This window comes from Balneolaceae bacterium (assembly GCA_034521445.1).
GTDB lineage: Bacteria > Bacteroidota > Rhodothermia > Balneolales > Balneolaceae > JAXHMM01.
The window spans coordinates 376,621-395,219 of the sequence record JAXHMM010000006.1 but is presented as its reverse complement, the minus strand read 5'-3'; the positions used below and the strand labels follow the sequence as shown (position 1 = coordinate 395,219).

Annotated in this window: 17 protein-coding genes; 5 read left to right on the top strand and 12 right to left on the bottom strand. The window is 60.3% G+C overall.

Going from position 1 to position 18,599, the window contains the following annotated elements:
* Nucleotides 1-130: 130 nt before the first annotated feature.
* Nucleotides 131-1,501, top strand: a complete 1,371-nt coding sequence (locus tag U5K31_09005) for a dipeptidase (GenBank protein MDZ7772862.1) — start codon at nt 131-133, stop codon at nt 1,499-1,501.
* Between the two features lie 31 nt (nt 1,502-1,532).
* On the opposite strand, the gene U5K31_09000 is transcribed toward U5K31_09005, so the two are convergent.
* From U5K31_09000 to U5K31_08960, 9 genes are all read right to left on the bottom strand, one after another.
* Entirely contained in the window at nt 1,533-2,960 is a 1,428-nt protein-coding gene (locus tag U5K31_09000) for a Gfo/Idh/MocA family oxidoreductase (GenBank protein MDZ7772861.1), read from the bottom strand.
* A gap of 141 nt (nt 2,961-3,101) precedes the next feature.
* Nucleotides 3,102-4,592, bottom strand: coding sequence for a TolC family protein (locus U5K31_08995; protein MDZ7772860.1), 1,491 nt, complete (start codon nt 4,590-4,592; stop codon nt 3,102-3,104).
* Complete coding sequence (locus tag U5K31_08990) at nt 4,585-5,988, bottom strand: ABC transporter permease (GenBank protein ID MDZ7772859.1); 1,404 nt, start codon at nt 5,986-5,988, stop codon at nt 4,585-4,587. Before U5K31_08990 ends, U5K31_08995 begins: the two co-directional genes overlap by 8 nt.
* A gap of 66 nt (nt 5,989-6,054) precedes the next feature.
* Nucleotides 6,055-7,575: an efflux RND transporter periplasmic adaptor subunit gene (locus tag U5K31_08985; protein MDZ7772858.1), complete on the bottom strand. Its 1,521-nt coding sequence runs from the start codon at nt 7,573-7,575 to the stop codon at nt 6,055-6,057.
* Between the two features lie 211 nt (nt 7,576-7,786).
* Nucleotides 7,787-8,218, bottom strand: a complete 432-nt coding sequence (gene panD, locus U5K31_08980) for an aspartate 1-decarboxylase (protein ID MDZ7772857.1) — start codon at nt 8,216-8,218, stop codon at nt 7,787-7,789.
* Between the two features lie 6 nt (nt 8,219-8,224).
* Nucleotides 8,225-9,079, bottom strand: a complete 855-nt coding sequence (gene panC / locus U5K31_08975) for a pantoate--beta-alanine ligase (protein MDZ7772856.1) — start codon at nt 9,077-9,079, stop codon at nt 8,225-8,227.
* Nucleotides 9,080-9,084: 5 nt separating this feature from the next.
* On the bottom strand, nt 9,085-10,944 hold the full coding sequence (sucB, locus tag U5K31_08970) for a 2-oxoglutarate dehydrogenase, E2 component, dihydrolipoamide succinyltransferase (protein ID MDZ7772855.1): 1,860 nt from the start codon (nt 10,942-10,944) through the stop codon (nt 9,085-9,087).
* A gap of 115 nt (nt 10,945-11,059) precedes the next feature.
* The gene (locus U5K31_08965) at nt 11,060-12,223 is read right to left on the bottom strand and encodes a PLP-dependent transferase (GenBank protein MDZ7772854.1); all 1,164 of its coding nucleotides are present in this window, start codon (nt 12,221-12,223) and stop codon (nt 11,060-11,062) included.
* A gap of 34 nt (nt 12,224-12,257) precedes the next feature.
* Nucleotides 12,258-13,505: a M48 family metallopeptidase gene (locus U5K31_08960; GenBank protein ID MDZ7772853.1), complete on the bottom strand. Its 1,248-nt coding sequence runs from the start codon at nt 13,503-13,505 to the stop codon at nt 12,258-12,260.
* Nucleotides 13,506-13,670: 165 nt separating this feature from the next.
* Between U5K31_08960 and U5K31_08955 the strand changes: the two genes are divergently transcribed.
* Complete coding sequence (locus U5K31_08955; GenBank protein ID MDZ7772852.1) at nt 13,671-14,390, top strand: SDR family NAD(P)-dependent oxidoreductase; 720 nt, start codon at nt 13,671-13,673, stop codon at nt 14,388-14,390.
* 45 nt (nt 14,391-14,435) lie between these two features.
* Here the strand turns inward: U5K31_08955 and U5K31_08950 are convergent, their stop codons facing one another.
* Nucleotides 14,436-14,621 (bottom strand): hypothetical protein, encoded by a 186-nt coding sequence (locus U5K31_08950; protein ID MDZ7772851.1) that lies wholly within the window; start codon nt 14,619-14,621, stop codon nt 14,436-14,438.
* Nucleotides 14,622-14,831: 210 nt separating this feature from the next.
* On the opposite strand from U5K31_08950, the gene U5K31_08945 reads away from it, so the two are divergent.
* From U5K31_08945 to U5K31_08935, 3 genes are read left to right on the top strand one after another with little or no spacing between them, the layout of a single operon-like run.
* The gene (locus U5K31_08945) at nt 14,832-15,791 is read left to right on the top strand and encodes a VOC family protein (GenBank protein MDZ7772850.1); all 960 of its coding nucleotides are present in this window, start codon (nt 14,832-14,834) and stop codon (nt 15,789-15,791) included.
* A 9-nt stretch (nt 15,792-15,800) separates the two neighbouring features.
* Nucleotides 15,801-16,745, top strand: a complete 945-nt coding sequence (locus tag U5K31_08940) for a VOC family protein (protein ID MDZ7772849.1) — start codon at nt 15,801-15,803, stop codon at nt 16,743-16,745.
* Between the two features lie 28 nt (nt 16,746-16,773).
* The gene (locus tag U5K31_08935) at nt 16,774-17,451 is read left to right on the top strand and encodes an alpha/beta hydrolase (protein ID MDZ7772848.1); all 678 of its coding nucleotides are present in this window, start codon (nt 16,774-16,776) and stop codon (nt 17,449-17,451) included.
* Nucleotides 17,452-17,458: 7 nt separating this feature from the next.
* Here the strand turns inward: U5K31_08935 and U5K31_08930 are convergent, their stop codons facing one another.
* Together U5K31_08930 and U5K31_08925 are read right to left on the bottom strand one after the other, a co-directional pair.
* A complete protein-coding gene (locus U5K31_08930) occupies nt 17,459-17,830 on the bottom strand; it encodes a hypothetical protein (protein MDZ7772847.1) in 372 nt (123 codons plus the stop codon).
* The gene (locus U5K31_08925; GenBank protein MDZ7772846.1) at nt 17,823-18,596 is read right to left on the bottom strand and encodes an ATP-binding protein; all 774 of its coding nucleotides are present in this window, start codon (nt 18,594-18,596) and stop codon (nt 17,823-17,825) included. The genes U5K31_08930 and U5K31_08925 overlap by 8 nt, the downstream gene beginning before the upstream one ends.
* Nucleotides 18,597-18,599 lie beyond the last annotated feature (3 nt).

The window sequence follows — 18,599 nt, the reverse complement described above, 5'->3', positions numbered from 1 at the left end:
GATTTATTAGAATAAGGAATTTTTTATTCCAGCGAACTGGATTAAAAACCCGGACATGCGCCCGTTGTGATGCAAACCCCGCTTTGTTAACTTCCCTGCTTCCAATCACCGCAAACAGCCCGTATTGCCCATGTCCGATCCCCTGTCCTACATCGAGAAGAACGAGGAAACCTTTAAAAAGGAACTTTTTGAACTGCTGCGTATTCCCAGCGTCAGCACCGACTCCCGCCACAAGGAGGATATCCGGGAGGCCGCCAACTTCTGGCAGAAACAGCTGGAGTACCTGAACCTGGACCGGGTGGAACTTTTCGAAACTGAGGGCAATCCCATCGTTTACGGGGAGCTGACCGCCGATGGCGACCGCCCCACCGTGCTGGTTTACGGGCACTACGACGTGCAGCCGCCCGACCCGCTGGAGCTCTGGGACACCCCGCCTTTCGAACCTACCGTGCGCGACGGACGCATCTACGCACGAGGGGCCAGCGACGACAAGGGGCAGTCGTTCACCCACGCCAAGGCCCTGGAGGCCTACCGCAAGACAGGCTCCGAATTTCCTGTAAACATCAAATTCCTGCTGGAGGGCGAGGAGGAGATCGGCTCTCCCCATCTAGTGCCCTTTCTCAAGGAGCACCGCGAGCTGCTGGCCTGCGACATGGTGCTCATCTCCGACACCGCCATGTTCGCCAAAGACGTGCCTTCCATTACCTACGGACTGCGGGGACTGGCCTACATGCAGGTGGACGTCACCGGTCCCAACCGCGACCTCCATTCGGGGGTCTACGGCGGGGCGGTGGACAATCCCGCCATCGTGCTCTCCAGTATGATCGCCTCCCTGACCGACGAGGACGGCGTGATCCAGATTCCCGGCTTCTACGACAGGGTCCGCCCGCTCAGCGAGGAGGAGCGCGAGGCCTACCGCAAGCTGCCCTTCGACGAGGAGCAGTACAAGGAGGAGCTGGGCCTGGAAGCGCTCCGCGGGGAGAAGGGCTACAGCACCCTCGAGCGGGCCTCCGCCCGTCCCACCCTCGACGTGAACGGCCTCTGGAGCGGCTACCAGGGCGAGGGAGCCAAGACGGTCCTCCCCTCCAAAGCAGGCGCTAAAATCAGCATGCGCCTGGTGCCGGAGCAGGACCCCAAAGAGATTGCGCGCCTCTTCGCCGACCACATCCGCGACCTTGCTCCCGAAACCGTGCAGGTGGAGGTGACCGAGCACCACGGGGGGCACCCGGTGCTGACGGACCTGGACTTCTACGGCATGCAGGCGGCGGCCGAAGCCTTCGAGGAGATGTACGGCAAGGAACCGCTCTTCGCCCGCGAGGGGGGATCCATTCCCATCGTAGCCGACTTCAAGAAAGAGCTCGGAGCGCCGTCCATCCTGATGGGCTTTGGACTGACGCGCGACGCCATCCACTCCCCCAACGAAAGCTTTTCGCTGAAGGACTTCAAACGCGGCATTCGCACCTCGGCGACTTTCTTCGCCCGGCTGAAAGACCACGCCTGAGCTTCGAGAAAGCCCCGGCGTTTTAGCGGTCCTAGCCAATAAGCTCACGCCAGCCCATGCGGAAGTTGTTGCGCTCGTCCAGCCAGCTGTTGGCGTCCTCCAGGTTGGGTACCCGCAGGTTCTCGGAATCCCACTGTAACTTGATGGGCTCTTCGGAGAATTGAATGGCCAGATTGCCCAGGAGCATCGTCTCGGTTAGGCGTGAGGCGTAGCCGAAAGGCGAGCTGGTCTCCCCCTCACCCTTGCAGGCGTTGACGAACTCCTCGTGTATGCCCGGTGAGAGGGGAATCTCCATGTCGGGCTCACCCACATCGTCCCCCATGGAGGAGGGAATGAAACGCGGGTTGTTTCCGTAGACGTCGGCCTGCAGCATGCCCTCCGAACCGTAGAAGATCATGCCGCCGCCCCAGGCGCCCATAGCCTCCTCGTCGCCCAGCTCATCCGGGCGCCTCGGCTTGAGTCCACCGTCGTACCAGGTGAGGTCCACCGGCGGCCGGCCGCCGCGGGCCGGAAATTTGTAGTAGACGGCCGACCCCTGGGGATAGGCCTCGTCGTTGAAGGGCGTGGGACTGGCGTGTACCGTTTCCGGTGCGCCCAGCTCCAGGGCCCAAAAGGGCTGATCGAAGATGTGCGCGCCCATGTCGCCCAGCGAACCCGTGCCGAAGTCCCAGCGTCCACGCCAGGCAAAGGGGGCGTAATCGGGATGATAGGGGCGGTAGGGAGAGGGCCCCACCCATAGGTCCCAGTGCATGGTGTAGGGCACCAGGGGAATCTCATCAGGCTGGGTGACGTTGGCGCCCTGCGGCCACCAGGTGACGGGCCGGTTGGTCCAGCAGGCCACCTCGTGAACCTTACCGATGGCCCCCTGTCGAATCCAGTTGACAATCTTGCGGGTGCCGTCGAAGCAGTGGCCCTGGTTGCCCATCTGCGTCACCACCCCTGTCTCCCCGGCCACCTCGGCCATGCGGCGCGTTTCGTAGATGGTGCGCGCCAGCGGCTTCTGTACAAAGGCATGCTTGCCGGCCTTCATGGCTTGGATGGCGATGGCGGCGTGGGTGTTGTCGGGCGTAGCCACCACGACGGCGTCAATCTCCGGCTCCTGCTCCAGCATTTCGCGGAAGTCGGTGTACTTCTTCGCCTTGGGATAGTTGTAGAAGGTCTCGGCGGCGTACTCCTCGTCCACATCGCAGAGGGCATAGATGTTCTCCCCAAGCTCGTGCAGGGAGCGGGTGTTGCTCGCGCCCATGCCCCCCACGCCTACGCAGGCAATATTCAGACGGTCGCTGGGCGCCTGGTAGCCCGGGCCGCCCAGCACGCGGCGCGGGACCACCATCAGGCCGGCTCCGGCCATGGCGGCGGTGCCCAGAAAGTCCTTCCGGGAAAGGCCCGATGGGGCAAGGCCTGCGGGTTTGTCAGATTGGTTGTTCGTGCTGCCGGAAGTGTCTTTTTCGTCCATCATGATCCCTGTTCTCTTCGTTTGCGTTCCGCCTAAAGTTAGGAGCTTTGGCCGCAATCGCAAACGAAGAGAACACGGGTCACGGGTCCGGTCCCCGACCTTAGGGGCGCGAAGCTGACCGGTCACCTGACGACAGGAACGGAATCAGAGTTGGTGATCGATGGGCTCGTTGCGGCGGAAGTCCCACAGCGTGAGCTGGCGCAGGTTGTACCATCCCGACCAGAAGTCCTGCAGGGCTCCGATGTAGGATTGCCGCGCCGAGGTGCGGTCACTCTGGGCGATGAACAGGTCCGTTATGCTTATGCTGCCGATGAGGTAACGGTTCTGGGCCACCTCGTAGCGGCGCTGGGCGATGGTATCGGAGCGCGCGGCCCGGTCCACCTGCCCTGCCAACTGCATGAACTGTTTGACGGTATACTCGATCTCCTGGATGAACTGCCGGCGCTGGTACTGAATTTGGCTCTGTGTCTGTTGCTGCTGGTTGCGCGCCATCTGCACTTCGGCCCGCTGTTTTCCCCAGTTGAAAATAGGCACCTGGAAAGAGACGTTCACCGATTGGCGGTTCTGAGGATTGTCGTAGAGGTCCACGAAGTTTTCCGCGGTCTGGTTGATCCCGTAGGTGGCGTTGATGTCGAACTGGAAGTTGCTCTCGCTTTTGGCCTGGGCGAAGTTGGCGTCGGCCTGCAGCTCCTGCAGCTCGTAGTCAAGAGCCTCAGAGTTGTTCTCCATGGCCAGCTGTACGGCGCGGTCCAGCGTGACGTTGATTTCGGGAAGCTCGGTAGGTGGATCCAAATCAAAAGTGACACTGGTGGGATAGCCCAAAAAGATCTTGAAATCGTTGAGGGAGCGCTCGTACTCAATACGGGCGCTGGTAAGGTTGCTCTGCGAGTTGCTGAGCTGAAGTTCGGTCTGCAGCAGCTCGTTTTCGGAGATGCTACCCACCTCATAGCGTCCCTGGGAAATATTATAGATTGAATCGTTGCGGGTAACGTTAAACTCTGCATTCTCCAGGTTGATGCGATTCAGGTAGACGCTGAAAAAGCGGTTGGTCACCTGCTGGGCAATGGACTCCATGTTCTGGGCGTACTCCTTCTGGGCGATTTCGTACTGCAGGGGCTGGATGCGCTGCTGCCACCTGAAGCTGTTGTACTGGAAAAGCGGCTGGGAGAAGCGCGCCACCAGGGGGGAGCTGGACCACAGATAGGTACTCTCTCCTCCGAAGATGCCCAGGCGCTCCAGGCCCGACTGCAGAAAGAGACTGCCGCCTGTCTGTGGAATATTCTGCTGGATAAACAGCTCAGTGGAGGCTTCCGACTGTACCTGGGCGCGGAAGACCACGGAGCCGTCGGGCTGGGTCACCGGGTTGATACTGCGGTTGAAATTGGGGGCCTGGCCCGACAGGGTAAGGCTTGGCAGCAGGTCCGCCCGGTAGGAGCGATACTGCCACTGGTTGGCGAGCAGGGCGAAGCGCGCCGTCTCGGCCTGGGGGCTCTGGTCCTGCGCAATGCCTATGGCCTGCTGCAGGGTAAGGGTGCCCAGGTCGCCTCCCTGCTGATTCTGCTGCGCGACGGCCGGGCCGCCCACTGCCAGGAGGATAAAGAGGGTAAAAAGGGAAAACGTGCGGTGATTATTCATGTCGTAGGGCGTTTACTGGATCCTGTTCGGCGGCGCGGCGCGCGGGAAAAAACCCGAAGATGACCCCGATGGCCATCGCCACCCCGAACGATATGACAATAGAAGAAAGCGTCACAATGGTGATAATGCCTGCTGTGATCTCAATGATAAAGCTGAGGGCCATGCCCAGGAAAATACCGATCATTCCCCCGCTGATGCTGATGGTAAGGGCCTCGGTAAGAAACTGCAGATGAATGTCCCTTTTATGGGCTCCCACAGCACGGCGCACGCCGATCTCACGGTAGCGCTCCACCACAGAGGCGAGCATGATGTTCATAATGCCGATGCCCCCCACGATGAGAGAGATGGAGGCAATGGAAGAGAGTACGATGTTAAAGATCTCCTGCGTGCGGCGCTCCTGCTGAAGCAGAAGTTCAGGTACGACAACCTCGAAGTCAATGACCCCGTTGTGACGGCGCTGCAGCATGCGGCGCATGATGTCGGCAATGGGCACGCTATAGGCGTTGTCGGTCACCTGCACGATCAGCTTATCGAGCTGGTGGTAATTCTGGGTACCGTTGTCTGAGGACGAGGAGGATGCGGAGCCGCCTCCTCCGGAAATCATGACCCCGCCACCGAAAAATTGCACCTCTTGCCCACCCCCGTTGCCGGACTGGGACTCCTGGATCTCCTGCTGGGTGACCACCGCACGGTTGCCGTAGCGCAGCAGGACAGAAGTGGCCGGGGCGAAGATGTCGAGATTGTAGTTGCGAATGCCCAGGTTCTCGATATTCTCGGTGGTCATCTCTCGCTCATCGAGCACCCCCACCACGGTGAGCCAGAGTCCCCCTGCCTTGATCTGCTGGCCGATGGGATCCTGTCCTGCGAAGAAGCGCGTGCGCACGTCGGAGCCGATCACGCAAACCGGCTCGGAGTTTCGCTGCTGCAGCTCGGTAAAGGAGCTGCCCGACTCGAACTCGAAGTTGTTGATCTCGAAGTAGCGGTTGTTGACGCCCACCAGTTTGCCGGTGCGCATGCGTCCACTTCGTACGAAATAGGTATCGTAGAGTATCTCCGGGCTGACATGCTCCACCTTGGGAATAGTGTTCTGGATGCTCTCCATATCCCCCAGTGTAAGTCCCGGCGAAAAGCGGCGCTGCGACTCGCCCGACTGTGTGGAGCCATCCTCTACCTCGCCCTCCTGCTGCTCCATGACCGTTTCGATGATCACGTTGTCAGTCCCCAGGAGTTCCATTTGCTGGAGTACCTCTTCCTGGGCGCCCCGGCCGATGGCCAGCATGGCAATTACGGAGGCCACCCCGAAGATGATGCCCAGCGAGGTGAGAAAACTGCGCATGGTATTCTGCCGGATGGCATCCAGGGCAATGTCAAAGTTATAGATAATTTTCTGAAGCAAAGCGGGGTCCCCGTACTATTCTAATCTAAAAAAGACTGTTTGATAAGCTGATGCAGGCAACGCCTCTCAGGAACCGTCGTCGTTGTCACCTCCTGTCGGGGGTCCGCCACCGCCGGTGGGAGGTCCTCCCTGGCCGCCGCCCATCCGTTGCATCTGCTGCATGCCTTGACGCATTTTCTGTAGCAGCTCGGCCGTATCCGCCTCTCCACTTTCAAGCATCTGTTCCATGCGGTCTCGCATGGCGGCGGGCATCTGGTTGAGCATCTCCTCCAGGCCTCCACCTATCTGGCGCTGCTGCTGCTGGGGCTCGGTCGTCTGCTGTTGGCGGTACTCCTCGAGAACCTCGGCGGGCAGCCGCTCGTTGCGGATGCCGGTGGTGTCATCCGGCGAGGAAAGGAAAAGCTGATCGTCGGGCTGCACGCCTTCGTGAATGATTACGTTATTCTCGTTCATGAGTCCCATAATCACCTGCTGGCGTACGATACTGCCGCCGTCACGCTTGTAGACAAAGTTCAGGGTATCCTCCGTGTGCACCGTCTCCAGAGGCACATAAAGTGCGCTGTCCACCGAACTGATGTTGATGAGGTTGCTGGTGGTCATGGCCGGACGAAGCGTGGAGTCCGACTGGTTGACCTCAATGATAACCTGAAACACCTTGGAGTTGGAGTTGGGCCGCTGCTCGCCGATGTTGGCCACGCTGCTGACCACGCCGGAAAGTTTTTTATCCGGCATGGCATCCAGCCCGATGTCCACCTGCTGACCGGCGCGCACATTCTGGATGTCCACCTCGTTCACGTAAGTAACCGACTCCATCTGGCTGAAGTCGGGCAGCTCGGCCACGACCGGGTCCCAGCCGTTGATCTCGCTCCCCTCGGTCACCTTGCTCCCGTCACGGTTGCGCCTGTAGATAACCATGCCATTCTCGGGCGCATAGATGGTGAAGTTACCCATGATCTTCTTGATCTGTTCCACATCGTTGCGCTCTTCACGCACGTCAGCCAGGATTTCACGTATTTCGGCCTCGGCCTGTTTTTTGGTAAGCTCATAGTTGCGTTCGGCCTGGGCCAGGTTGCGCTCGGCCCGGTCAAGGGCAATCTTGGCCTCGCGCTGGACGGCCGGGGATTCGTACTTCGACTGTTCCAAGGCGATCTGCGCTTCCTCCAACTGAAATTCCAGATCGATGATATTGTCCCGGGCATCCGAAAGGGTTCGCGAGCTGTCCAGCTGCGCGATCTCAAGGGCGGCCTCCTCCTCTTCCAGCGAAAGTTCAGCATCCTGCAGGGTAGTCAAGGCCTGCGACTGGTCCAGGGTGGCCACATAGTCACCTCTCTGCACAAGGGTGCCCTCAGGGATGATATCCTGAATGGTCACGTTGAAGATGCGAAACTCCCGCATCCCTTCCGGTCCGCGGATGCTCGTGGAGTTGCGTGCCCGGAGCTCCCCCGTGGTGGTGATGGTCACCTCAAAGGAGCCGGTCTCAGGGGTGGCGTAGATGATGGAATCTTCAGAAGAGTCGGAACCGAAAGCCAGCCATGCGACCAGCACAAGTGCGAGGAGAGCTCCCGGTATGATGTATTTTTTCGACATAAGGCGACGTGGTGTTGAGCGTGAGTGCTCCTAATTAACTATATATGTAATAACTCCGTTCCTGCCGTAAGCCGGCGGGAATGACTAAACGAAAAATAAGGGTCCCTGTTACGTGACGACACGCCTTCTTATAAAGTTTTACATCTGGTATATCCTTTTGCGAGGCGCGCGGCAGGAGACAAGAACTATTACATGCCGGCGGCTGCCGGAACTAGCCCGAGCCGTTCTGGAGCGTGTTATCCACCATCCCGCTCTCCAGGTCGTAGCCCGTGGCATACTCGCTCTCGCTGATAATCTTCTTCGGCTCGTTGTTCGCGTCGACCACCACCACCCTGGGTTTGTGTCCCTCGGCCTCCTCGGGGGTCATCTCCGCATAGGCGATGACAATGATGCGGTCGCCCACCTGCGTGAGGCGGGCGGCCGCCCCGTTCAGGCAGCAGACCCGTGAGCCGGCTTCGCCTGCAATGGTATAGGTCTCCAGGCGCGAGCCGTTGGTAATATTGAGCACCTGCACCTTCTCGTAGGGGAGGATGCCGGCCTCCTCCAGCAGCTCGCGGTCGATGGTGATGCTGCCTTCGTAGTGAAGGTTCGCTTCGGTCACCTTCATCTGGTGCAGCTTCGATTTGAACATGGTCAGCTTCATGGTGCGTCAGGAATCGAGTTCCAAAATCATATTGTCAATCAGCCGTGTCTTCCCAAGATAAACGGCACCCGCCAGTATGTATTTCTCACCCTTCTTCGGAGTGTCAACGGGCTGCATCGACGCGTAGTCAAACAGGTTAAGATAATCAATTTCGAAGCCTTTTGCCTCCAGTTCCGACTTCTGGTGACCCATCAGAAGCTCCAGGTTGCGGGCACCCTCCTCGATCTGGCCCTTCAGCCAGCGGAGCGACCGGTAGAGGGAGGGAGCCACTTCGCGCTGCCCGTCGTCCAGGTAGGCGTTACGGCTGCTGAGAGCCAGCCCGTCATTCGCCCGGACGATGGGTCCCATAACCAGCTCCACCGGGTGGTGAAACTCGGTCACCATACGCTGCAGGATGCGGAACTGCTGGATGTCCTTCTGCCCGAAAACCGCCAGGTCAGGCCGCACGATATTAAACAGCTTGTTGACCACCAGCAGAATGCCCTCGAAAAAGCCGGGCCGCGAGCCGCCGTCCATATGCTCGTTGAGCTCATCGATCTCAATGCGCAGATTTTTTCGGTCGCCGTACATCACCTCGTCATCAGGAGCGAAGACGGCGTCCACGCCGTTCTCGCCCGCCTTGGCCAGGTCGCCCTCCAGGTCGCGCGGGTACGATTCAAAGTCCTCGTCGGGGGCAAACTGCTCGGGATTGACGTAGACGGAGGCCACCACGCGGTCGCACCTTTCGGCAGCCAGGCGGAAGAGAGACAGGTGCCCCTCGTGCAGGGCGCCCATGGTGGGTACGAAGCCTACCCGGTGGCCCTCCTTGCGCCAGCGGGCCACCCTTCCGCGTACTTCGGGGATGGTGCGGTCAACGTCCATGGCGGTCAGACCGCCCGGTCGGCGTCGAAGTTCTCCAGCAGCTCTTTCACCCGGTTGAGGAAGGCTCCTCCGTGGGCGCCGTCGATAATGCGGTGGTCGTAGCTCATGGAGAGGTACATCATGTGACGGATGGCGATCACGTCGCCATGGTTGGTTTCCATCACCACGGGACGCTTCTCGATGACGCCCGTTCCCATGATGGCCACCTGCGGCTGGTTGATAATGGGCGTGCCCATGAGGTTGCCCACGCTTCCATAGTTGGTGAGGGTAATGGTGCCGCCCACCAGGTCGTCCGGACTCAGGTTCTTGTTGCGCGCCTTGTCAGCCAGCTGGGCCACCTCCTCGGCCAGTCCCACCAGGTTCTTCTCCTGGGCCTTCTTGATGACGGGCACGATGAGCCCGCCCTCGCCGCCCTGTCCCAGGGCCACGGCCAGGCCGAAGTTGATGTCGCGCTTGAGGATGATCTCCTCCTTCTCCATATCCACCGAAGAGTTGATGAGGGGGAACTCGCGAATGGCCTGGATGATCTGCTCAATGAAAAGCGGCGTGTAGGTCAGTTTCACGCCCGCGCGCTCGGCAAAGGTCTTCTTGTTGGCCTCCCGCCAGCGCACCAGCTCGGTAACATCCACCTCGGCAAAGGTGGTGACGTGGGCGGCCATCTGCTTGGAGCGGACCATATGCTCGGCAATCATCTTGCGCATGCGGTCCATCTTGATAATCTCGGTATTGCCGGAGGGGCGCTCCACGTTCAGCTCGCCCGCGGAAATGGCGCTCTCCCCGCTCTTGGCGGCCTGCCGTGCGCGCTGCTGCTGTTCGGCGGGCGCCTGCTGCGCGGCAGGCTGCTGCACCTTGCCGGCCTTGCGGTCTTCCAGGTACTGCATTACGTCCTGCTTGGCCACGCGTCCACCCTTGCCCGAGCCTTCGATGCGCTCGAGCTCCTCCTGGGAGATGTTCTCCTCGCGGGCGATGCTGCGCACCAGCGGGGAGTAGAAACGCCCGTCGCTGCCGATGCGCTGAGGCTCGGAGCCGCCTCCCGAAGGCTGTCCGTTGGCGGAGGCCGCCGGCGATCCGGCGGAAGCGGAGGCAGGAGCCGCGGAGGGCTGTGCGGACGGTGCCGGGGTGCTCTCGGCGGCACCGGATTTAGTATCGGACGTTGCACCGGAGGCGCCGTCTCCGGAGGCTGCCGAGGCGGAGGCGCCGGATGCGGCGGCCTTGCCGGTGGCGATCACGGCGATGGTCTGTCCCACTTCGATGGTCTCACCCTCCTCCACCAAGATCTCCACGAGGGTGCCGGCCTGCGGCGAGGGTACTTCGGTGTCCACCTTGTCGGTGGAAATTTCCAGGAGAGTTTCGTCCTCCTCCACCTCGTCGCCCACCTTCTTGGTCCACTCGATAACGGTGCCTTCCATCACCGACTCGCCCATCTTGGGCATTTTTACCTCGACGCGCTCCCCTTCGCCGCCGGAAGCGGATGCGGAAGCAGATGCAGGCTCGGGTTCAGGCTCTTCGGACTCCTCGACTTCGGACTCTTCGGACTCCGGACTTTCGGACTTATCAGACTTTTCGACTTCCTGACTTTCCGACTTGTCGACTTCAGGACTTTCCGACTTGTCGACTTGATCAGCATCGGTTTCTATAACAGCGATTGTCTGCCCCACTTCGATGGTGTCGCCCTCCTCAGCCAGAATCTCTACAAGGGTGCCGGCCTGCGGCGAGGGCACTTCGGTGTCTACCTTGTCGGTTGCAATTTCCAGAAGGGTCTCGTCTTCCTCCACCTGCTCACCGACCTTTTTGGTCCACTCGATGACGGTGCCCTCCATTACTGATTCGCCCATCTGGGGCATTTCCACTTCAACTCTGGCCATCGCTACGTCCGCTTAGATCGTTAGAAAGTTAAAAAAGGGCGCCAGCGGCACCCGCTCACGTGCCGTAAAACAGACTTCAAAGATCACAATAAATGGAATGAGATCAAAATAACCCTCAGTCTCCAGCAGGGCGTTCCAGGCCTTCCAGCGCCCGCTCAAGGTCCGCTTTAAGGTCCTCCTCATGCTCCAGCCCTACACTGATGCGAACCAGGTTATGCGGGGTCTCCGAGTCCTCCCCCTCGCTGCTGCGGCGGTGCTCCCAGGTGCTCTCCACCCCGCCCAGGCTGGTGGCCCGCTGGATGAGGCGCGATCCGGCTACTGCGCGGACGGCCTCGAGACCCGCCTCCCCACCCTGCGCGCGGGTCTTCAGCAGGAAGGAGATCATCCCCCCGAAGCCGCTCATCTGCTTTTGGGCGTTCTCATAACCCGCGTGGGTAGCCAGGCCGGGGTAGTATACCTTCTCCACGGCCGGGTGGTTCTGCAGAAAGAGGGCCAGCTCCATGCCGTTCTGGTTGTGTGCGCGCATGCGGTACGAAAGGGTCTGTATGCTGCGGGCCAGCAGCCAGCAGTCTTCCGGGGAGGGCACCGCGCCGGCGGTCACCTGTATATCTCGGATAAGCTCCATGAAGGAATCCTCCTCCCGGGCGATCACCGCCCCGCCCTGAATATCGCTGTGTCCCCCGAGGAACTTGGTGGTGGAGTGCAGCACCAGGTCGGCGCCCAGGGTGAGGGGCCGCTGGTTGAAGGGGGTCAGGAAGGTATTGTCGACCAGCACCTTCGCGCCGCTCCCGTCGACCATTTCGCAGACCGCCGCAATGTCGGTGATGTTCAGCATGGGGTTGGAGGGGGTCTCCAGCCAGACCAGGCGGGTATTGTCGCGCAGCGCCTCCTCGATGCGTCCCGTGCCGCTCATAGGCACAAAATCGTACTGCAGTCCCCAGCGCCCGAAGAGCTCCCTGACCAGCTTGCGGTTGCCGGCGTAGACGTCGTCGGGCATCAGCACATGGTCGCCGGGATCCAGGGCCTGGAAGACCGCCGTGGCGGCGGCCACTCCCGAGGCGAAAGCGGCGCAGCCGGTCCCCTCCTCCAAATCGGCCAGCAGCCCTTCGAGCTGGCGGCGGTTGGGGTTGTCGTAGCGCGTATAGTTGGGGTCCCCCTCCTCGTAGCCCTCCTTGTCGAGGGCGTAGACCGTGCTTCGGTGGATAGGGGGCACCAGGTCCTCACCCTTGGAAGGGCGGGGCTTGCCGGCGTGGATGGCGCGGGTCTCGAATCGGCTCATGAGGGCAGGGAATTAGGGTTGGGGTGCAAGGGCGTCAGGATGCGGGGGAGGCTGCCACCGACCGGAGCGCGCGGATGCGCTGCAGCACCGGCGGGTGGGAGTAGTTGATAAACACGTAAAAGGGGTGCGGGGTGAGGTTGGAGAGATTGTCCCTCGAGAGCTTTTTGAGGGCGCTGATCATGGGATCGGCGCGCCAGGTGCGGGCCGCAAAGGCGTCGGCCTGGTACTCATGTCGCCGGGAGACCGCCTGCATGACCAGCGAAAGCAGCATGTCCAGCGGCGCGTAGAGCAACCCGAAAAAAAGCAGTCCGGCGTAGACCGAAGCCTGCTCCATGTAGAAGGCCTCGTATAGCCCGGAAGAATCGAGAAAGACCGAGAGCAGGAAGAACATCACCCCGGTCTGGGCCACGCTCACCGCGATGTTCTGCAGGATGTGCTTCTTTTTGTAGTGGCCGACTTCATGGGCCAGCACGGCCACCAGCTCGTCCTCCGTATGGTTTTCAACAAGGGTATCGAAGAGGGCGATGCGCTTGTTCTTGCCGAAACCGGTGAAGAAGGCGTTGGACTTGCTGGAGCGCTTGGAGCCGTCCATTACGTAAATTCCCTCCAGGGCAAAGCGCACCTCGTCGGCGTAGGCGCGGATCTTGTCGCGCAGCCCCCCCTCCTCCAGGGGCTCGAAGTCGTTGAAAAGGGGCATGATCCAGCGCGGTGCGATGAATTGTACGAAGAGGGTAAACAGGCTCACGGCCCCCCAGGCGTAGAGCCAGGCGAGGGATCCGCCATAGGCAAAAAAGGCGATCACGCCCGCCAGCAGGGGTCCCCCCAGCACCGCCCCCAGGACCAGTCCCTTGAGCCGGTCCATGAAATAGGTCTTGAGCGTGGTCTTGTTGAAACCGAACTCCTCCTCGATCACGAAGGTGGAGTAGAGGCTGAAAGGCAGCGAAAAGAGACCCTTGAGCAGCACCAGGATGCCCACCCAGGCCAGTCCGGTGCCGATGACGCCCATTCCCCAGCTTTGCACCAGCTGGTCGAGGCCGTTGAAGCCCCCCAGGAACCAGAAGAAGAGAAGAAGTCCCAGGTTGAAGACCGAAACCAGAATCCCGAAGCGCGTCCGCTCCCGGGTGTAGACCTGCGAGCGGGCGTAGGTCTCCCGGTCGTAGACCTCCTCGAACTCCTCGGGCAGCTCCCCGCGGAGGGCGCGCAGGTTGGCCAGGTCCGCCGCCAGGTTGAGCAGGAAGTCGACGGCGAGTGCCGCCAGAATGATGGCCGAAAAGAGATTCATGGTGCGCGCAGCTGTCCGTTAAAGTTTCTGTTCCGCTTGAAAAGTAACACTCCCTGGGCAGGACTAAAAAAGCAATGACCGGGCGCGCGGAACGCGATGCGGGGAATAGCCCTTGTAGCAGGTACGGGCCGGGAAACCGCAACTGCAACCTAAGATGCCACTGCCATGAGCGTTGAACTCAAGGACCGACACGTCGTCGTAACGGGAGGGGCCGGCGCCCTGGGACAGGCCGTCACGGGCCTGCTGCTCCAGGTGGGCGCCAGCTGCAGCGTACCCTGCTACAGCAAGAAGGAGATGGACGAGGCCCCCTTCGACCGGGGCGAGCACGTCTTTATGGAGGCCGGGGTGGACCTGGCCGACGAAAAGCAGGCCGGACACTTTTACGCCGAGGCGGTGGACCGCCTGGGTCCCCTCTGGGCCTCGGTGCACCTGGCCGGCGGATTCGGCATGGGCAACATCGAAAACACCGGAGCGGAAGCGTTCCGCGGGCAGTGGTCCCTCAACACCCTCACCTGCTACAACAGCTGCCGCGCGGCGGTGCGCCACATGCGGCAGACGGGCGAGGGAGGGCGCATCGTAAATGTGGCCTCCCGCCCCGCCCTGGAACCACGTCAGGGCAAGGGCATGCCGGCCTACACGGCCGCCAAGGCCGCCGTGGCTGCCCTCACGCAGGCATTGGGAGCCGAACTGGCCGGCGACGGCATCCTGGTCAACGCCGTGGCCCCCTCGGTCATCGACACCCCGCAGAACCGCACTGACATGCCGGAGGCCGACTACGAGACCTGGCCCAAGCCCCGCGAGATTGCGAGGCAGATCCTCTGGCTGGCCTCCCCGAATAACCGGGTGACGCGCGGAGCGGTGGTGCCGGTCTACGGGAAGTCCTAACGCGTTTCGCCATCTCCTCAACGGCCTGCGGCGTCTATAGCAGCGTTACCATTTTTCAATACGTATGAGCACTTCCTCATGTGAGATCATATCACCTTGCTCTGATTGCTTAAGGCCGACTTCGACTTTATGTATAAAATAGATGCGTTCAATAATGTCATCCAGCGAAGCATCTTGAGGAAGCTTTTCTATGCTTTCCAGTACTTTTTGTTTTAAGGTAGATTCAGCCATAATGCATGGGTAGTTTGAATGGAACCATGTATAAACAGTAATATAATGTAGGAATTATCACCCATTGATCCAGCAATTTCTCGCCACTGCCAGATAACCGATTTGTGGGCGTCACGACAGCCTATCGGCATCATCTATTATACCTATTAGCATCGATGTTAGTTTAACATTAAATTAATTCATACAAGCGAAATCCAGATAACGCCAGACATGAACAGCTCCGGCCTCCATCACATCACCGCCGTCGCGGGTGACCCGCAGCGCAACTACGATTTCTACGCAGGCCTTCTGGGGCTGCGGCTGGTCAAGAAGACCGTCAACTTCGACGATCCTTCCGTCTACCACCTCTACTACGGCGACCGCGAGGGGAACCCAGGCACCGTGCTGACCTTCTTTCCCTGGTCACGCCTGCAGAAAGGGCATCCCGACCGGGGGCAGGCCGTGGCTCTCTCCTTCGCCGTGCCCCCGGGCGCCCTGGACTACTGGAGCGAGCGTCTCGACGGAGAGCATGTGGGCATGGTGGAGCCTTTTGAGCGATTCGGGCGACGCGTGATGGGCCTGCAGGACCCCGACGGACTGCATCTGGAGCTGGCCGAGTCGGAGGAGGCCGCTGGCATGCCGGGACCCGACAACGGCCGGGTCCCCGACGAGCACGCCGTCCGTGCCCTACAGGGCGTCACCCTGGCCGAAGGCGATCCCGGTCCCACCGCCGAACTGCTGACCGGCGTACTGGGATATGAACACGCCGCCTCGGAGGGTGACCGCCACCTCTACCTGCCGGCTGGCGGGGAAAACTCCGGCGAGCATAGCTCCGTCGGGCACGGCTCCGCCGTGGAAATTATCGGCGGAGCGGAACTGGACGGGCGCCCCGGCCGCGGCACCGTTCACCATGTGGCCTTCCGGGCAAGGGACGAGGAACACCAGGACCAGATCGCCCGGGCCCTGATAGACCGCGGCTACCACGTCACCGACCGCAGGGACCGGCAGTATTTCCGGTCGGTCTACTTTCACGAACCTGGCGGGGTGCTGCTTGAAATCGCCACCGACGGGCCCGGTTTCGCCATTGACGAGGAACCCTCGCAGCTGGGCGGTGAGTTGAAACTGCCCGACTGGCTTGAATCAAAGCGTGATACCATCGAAGCCGACCTCAAGGAACTGCAAACCCTATAGCCTACCGTCATGCACTCCCACCAAAACGGCATACACCATATCACCGCCCTCAGCGGGGCGGCCCAGACCAACGCCACCTTCTACGTGGACACCCTCGGCCTGCGCTTCATCGGCAAGTCGGTGAACCAGGACGACCCCAGCACGCCCCACCTCTTCTACGGCAACGCCGAAGGCACGCCCGGCAGCGAACTCACCTTCTTTCCATGGCCCCGGGCCATCAAGGGGGAGCCCTCCAGCGGGGAGGCGCAGGTGGTGGCCTTTGCCATCCCGACCGGCTCGCTCGATTTCTGGCAGGAGCGTCTGGAGGAGATGGAAATAGATTTCGAAGGACCCGACGAACGCTTCGGCGCGCAGGTGCTTCGCTTCGGGGACCCCGACGGTATGGACCTGGAGCTGGTCACCGATCCCGGCGTCGAGGAGCTCCCCGGATGGGCATCCCCCGGCGTGCCCGCCAAACACGCCATCCGCGGCTTCTGGGGCGCTACCCTCCGCCTGACCGAGACCGAGGGCACCGCCCGCGTGCTGGGCGAGGTGCTGGGCTTCGAGAAGGCCGAAACGGAGGGCGCCATCGAACGCTGGCGCACCGATGCGGCCGTAGGAGGCAATGTGCTGCTGGAAACCGTGGAACCTCATCAGGGACGCAATGGTCGGGGCATTATCCACCATGTGGCCTTCCGGACGGCCGACGAGAAAACCCAGAAAGCCTACCGCCAGCAGGTCATGGAGATGGGACTGAATCCCACCCAGGTCATCGACCGGCATTTCTTCAAGTCGGTCTACTTCCAGGAGCCAGGCGGCGTGCTCTTCGAGATCGCCACGGACGGACCCGGCTTCGGGGCGGAAAAAACCGACGAAAACCTCGCTGACGAATGGAAGCTGCCGCCCTGGTACGAATCGCACCGCGAGCAGATCGAGAGCCGCCTGCCGGAGATACGCACCGGCCAGGCCGAATAAGTCACGTGAATATTCAAAGCTGATTCCCATGGACCTATTCCGAGCACAGACCGACAATCCTTTCAGCGGACCGCATCAGAACGGCACCGTGGAGCAGGCAGGCGCCAAGTCCGACGATGCGGAGGCCGCCATGATTTTGGTGCACGGCCGCGGCGCCACCGCGGCCGGCATGATGGGACTGGCCCGCGAGTTCGACATGCCGACGTTCCGCTACCTGGCTCCACAGGCCTCCGGACACACCTGGTACCCCAATTCGTTCCTGGAGGATAAGGAGAAGAATCAGCCCGGGCTGGACAGCGGCCTGCAAGCGCTGCACGATCTCTTCAACAAGTTGGCCGGGGAGGGCATCCCGGCCGAAAAAACCGTCCTGCTGGGATTCTCCCAGGGCGCCTGCCTGGCCACCGAGTACGCCGCGCGGCACCCGCGCCGCTTCGGCGGGGTGGTGGGCTACAGCGGGGGACTGATCGGCCCGTCGGTCGACGCCTCCGCCTATTCCGGCGACCTGGAGGGCACGCCCGTCTTCCTGGGCTGCAGCGACCGTGACCCCCATATCCCGCAGGAGCGGGTGGAGACCACCGCGCAGGTGCTGGAAGGGCTGGGCGGGGAGGTCACCAAAAAGATCTATCCCAACATGCCGCACACCGTCAATGAAGATGAGCTTAACCGCACCCGTGATCTGATGACTAGGTTGACAACCAAAAAGTAGAAGTGCTTCACTTCTTATTTTCTCTGACCAGGACATACTTTTGGCCTGGATGTCTTGGGGTATCCGGATATAGATATCGTATCTGTCCCCTCTCCAATAAACCCTTTAACGTACGTTGCAGTGCACCGGTTCGTTTACCTAATCCCATTTCTTTTACAATTTCATTGGTTGAGCTTGGCCCTTGTTGTAAAATGTTCAAGATGGCTTTTTCCGTATCATTGAGCTCATTTCCCCCAGCTTGACCCCCAACTTGACCCCCAGCTTGACCCCTTGATTTTAACTCAGGATGAACCGGTAGTACAGCCAGGAAATAGTTTCGATCATCATCGGTTTCAAATTGAGGTTCCGGAGAACCGTTCCTCTTCATAGCATCATATATTTTGGGGAAACCGGTTGCACGTCCTTCTGTAAGTTGGAGCTCTTTCAGAAAATCGGTCGCCTACCTCATCCCGATAGATAACCACCTCAATTTGTGTAACCGGGAAAAACCGTTCGGGATTTTCGTTGAACAACAGTAATCCCACATTCACCGGTTTGATCTGCTCTTCAGAACCTTTTACGATCTGCATCTGGCGGCACAAATCCTGGAATGAGATAGTATCCGCCTGTTCGAACAGTGGGCTTTCTACCTTTTTCAGAAATTCTTTGACAAGAGAAAGGCTAAGATCCGTTAAAGAAGCTTGGTGACAAATTCGATCATCAAACGGAACTTTCGCAGCCATCTCGTGCAACGTTTGCCGCTCATTTGAATTGGCCCGGACAGTAGAACTATACCGTCGAATCCAGTATGCACGATCTTTACTTTTCCTTGAAAGGGATACCGGAGCAGAATAGGGGCGATGATCTCCACCCGGACATTGAAGCACCAATATTGGTATCTCAGATATCTCTGAAACGGTTGAAATCCCAAAATAAGCCGGATGAATCATATTACTCAATTCCAGCAGCTTATTTTGGATAGCATCAATTTGGTTTCTTTGCAACCCTTTTGGAGGCAGTTGCGGAAGACCTTCTTTTTCTTCCACACCCAGAACTATAAACCCGCCGCCCAAGTTATGGATGTCATTGGCAAAGGCACACATGGTGTGGATGATATCCTCCGGGTTCCAGCCGGACTTATATTCAACCCGGTCGGTTTCGACCACCTG

Bases quoted from the DNA above. Each gene is read 5' to 3' on its own strand.
- U5K31_08955 (MDZ7772852.1), top strand. From the start codon at position 13,671: ATGAGCGTTGAACTCAAGGACCGACACGTCGTCGTAACGGGAGGGGCC.
- U5K31_08945 (MDZ7772850.1), top strand. From the start codon at position 14,832: ATGAACAGCTCCGGCCTCCATCACATCACCGCCGTCGCGGGTGACCCG.
- sucB (MDZ7772855.1), bottom strand. From the start codon at position 10,944: ATGGCCAGAGTTGAAGTGGAAATGCCCCAGATGGGCGAATCAGTAATG.
- panD (MDZ7772857.1), bottom strand. From the start codon at position 8,218: ATGAAGCTGACCATGTTCAAATCGAAGCTGCACCAGATGAAGGTGACC.
- U5K31_08950 (MDZ7772851.1), bottom strand. From the start codon at position 14,621: ATGGCTGAATCTACCTTAAAACAAAAAGTACTGGAAAGCATAGAAAAG.
- U5K31_08985 (MDZ7772858.1), bottom strand. From the start codon at position 7,575: ATGTCGAAAAAATACATCATACCGGGAGCTCTCCTCGCACTTGTGCTG.
- U5K31_09000 (MDZ7772861.1), bottom strand. From the start codon at position 2,960: ATGATGGACGAAAAAGACACTTCCGGCAGCACGAACAACCAATCTGAC.
- U5K31_09005 (MDZ7772862.1), top strand. From the start codon at position 131: ATGTCCGATCCCCTGTCCTACATCGAGAAGAACGAGGAAACCTTTAAA.
- U5K31_08965 (MDZ7772854.1), bottom strand. From the start codon at position 12,223: ATGAGCCGATTCGAGACCCGCGCCATCCACGCCGGCAAGCCCCGCCCT.
- U5K31_08940 (MDZ7772849.1), top strand. From the start codon at position 15,801: ATGCACTCCCACCAAAACGGCATACACCATATCACCGCCCTCAGCGGG.
- U5K31_08935 (MDZ7772848.1), top strand. From the start codon at position 16,774: ATGGACCTATTCCGAGCACAGACCGACAATCCTTTCAGCGGACCGCAT.
- U5K31_08960 (MDZ7772853.1), bottom strand. From the start codon at position 13,505: ATGAATCTCTTTTCGGCCATCATTCTGGCGGCACTCGCCGTCGACTTC.
- panC (MDZ7772856.1), bottom strand. From the start codon at position 9,079: ATGGACGTTGACCGCACCATCCCCGAAGTACGCGGAAGGGTGGCCCGC.
- U5K31_08995 (MDZ7772860.1), bottom strand. From the start codon at position 4,592: ATGAATAATCACCGCACGTTTTCCCTTTTTACCCTCTTTATCCTCCTG.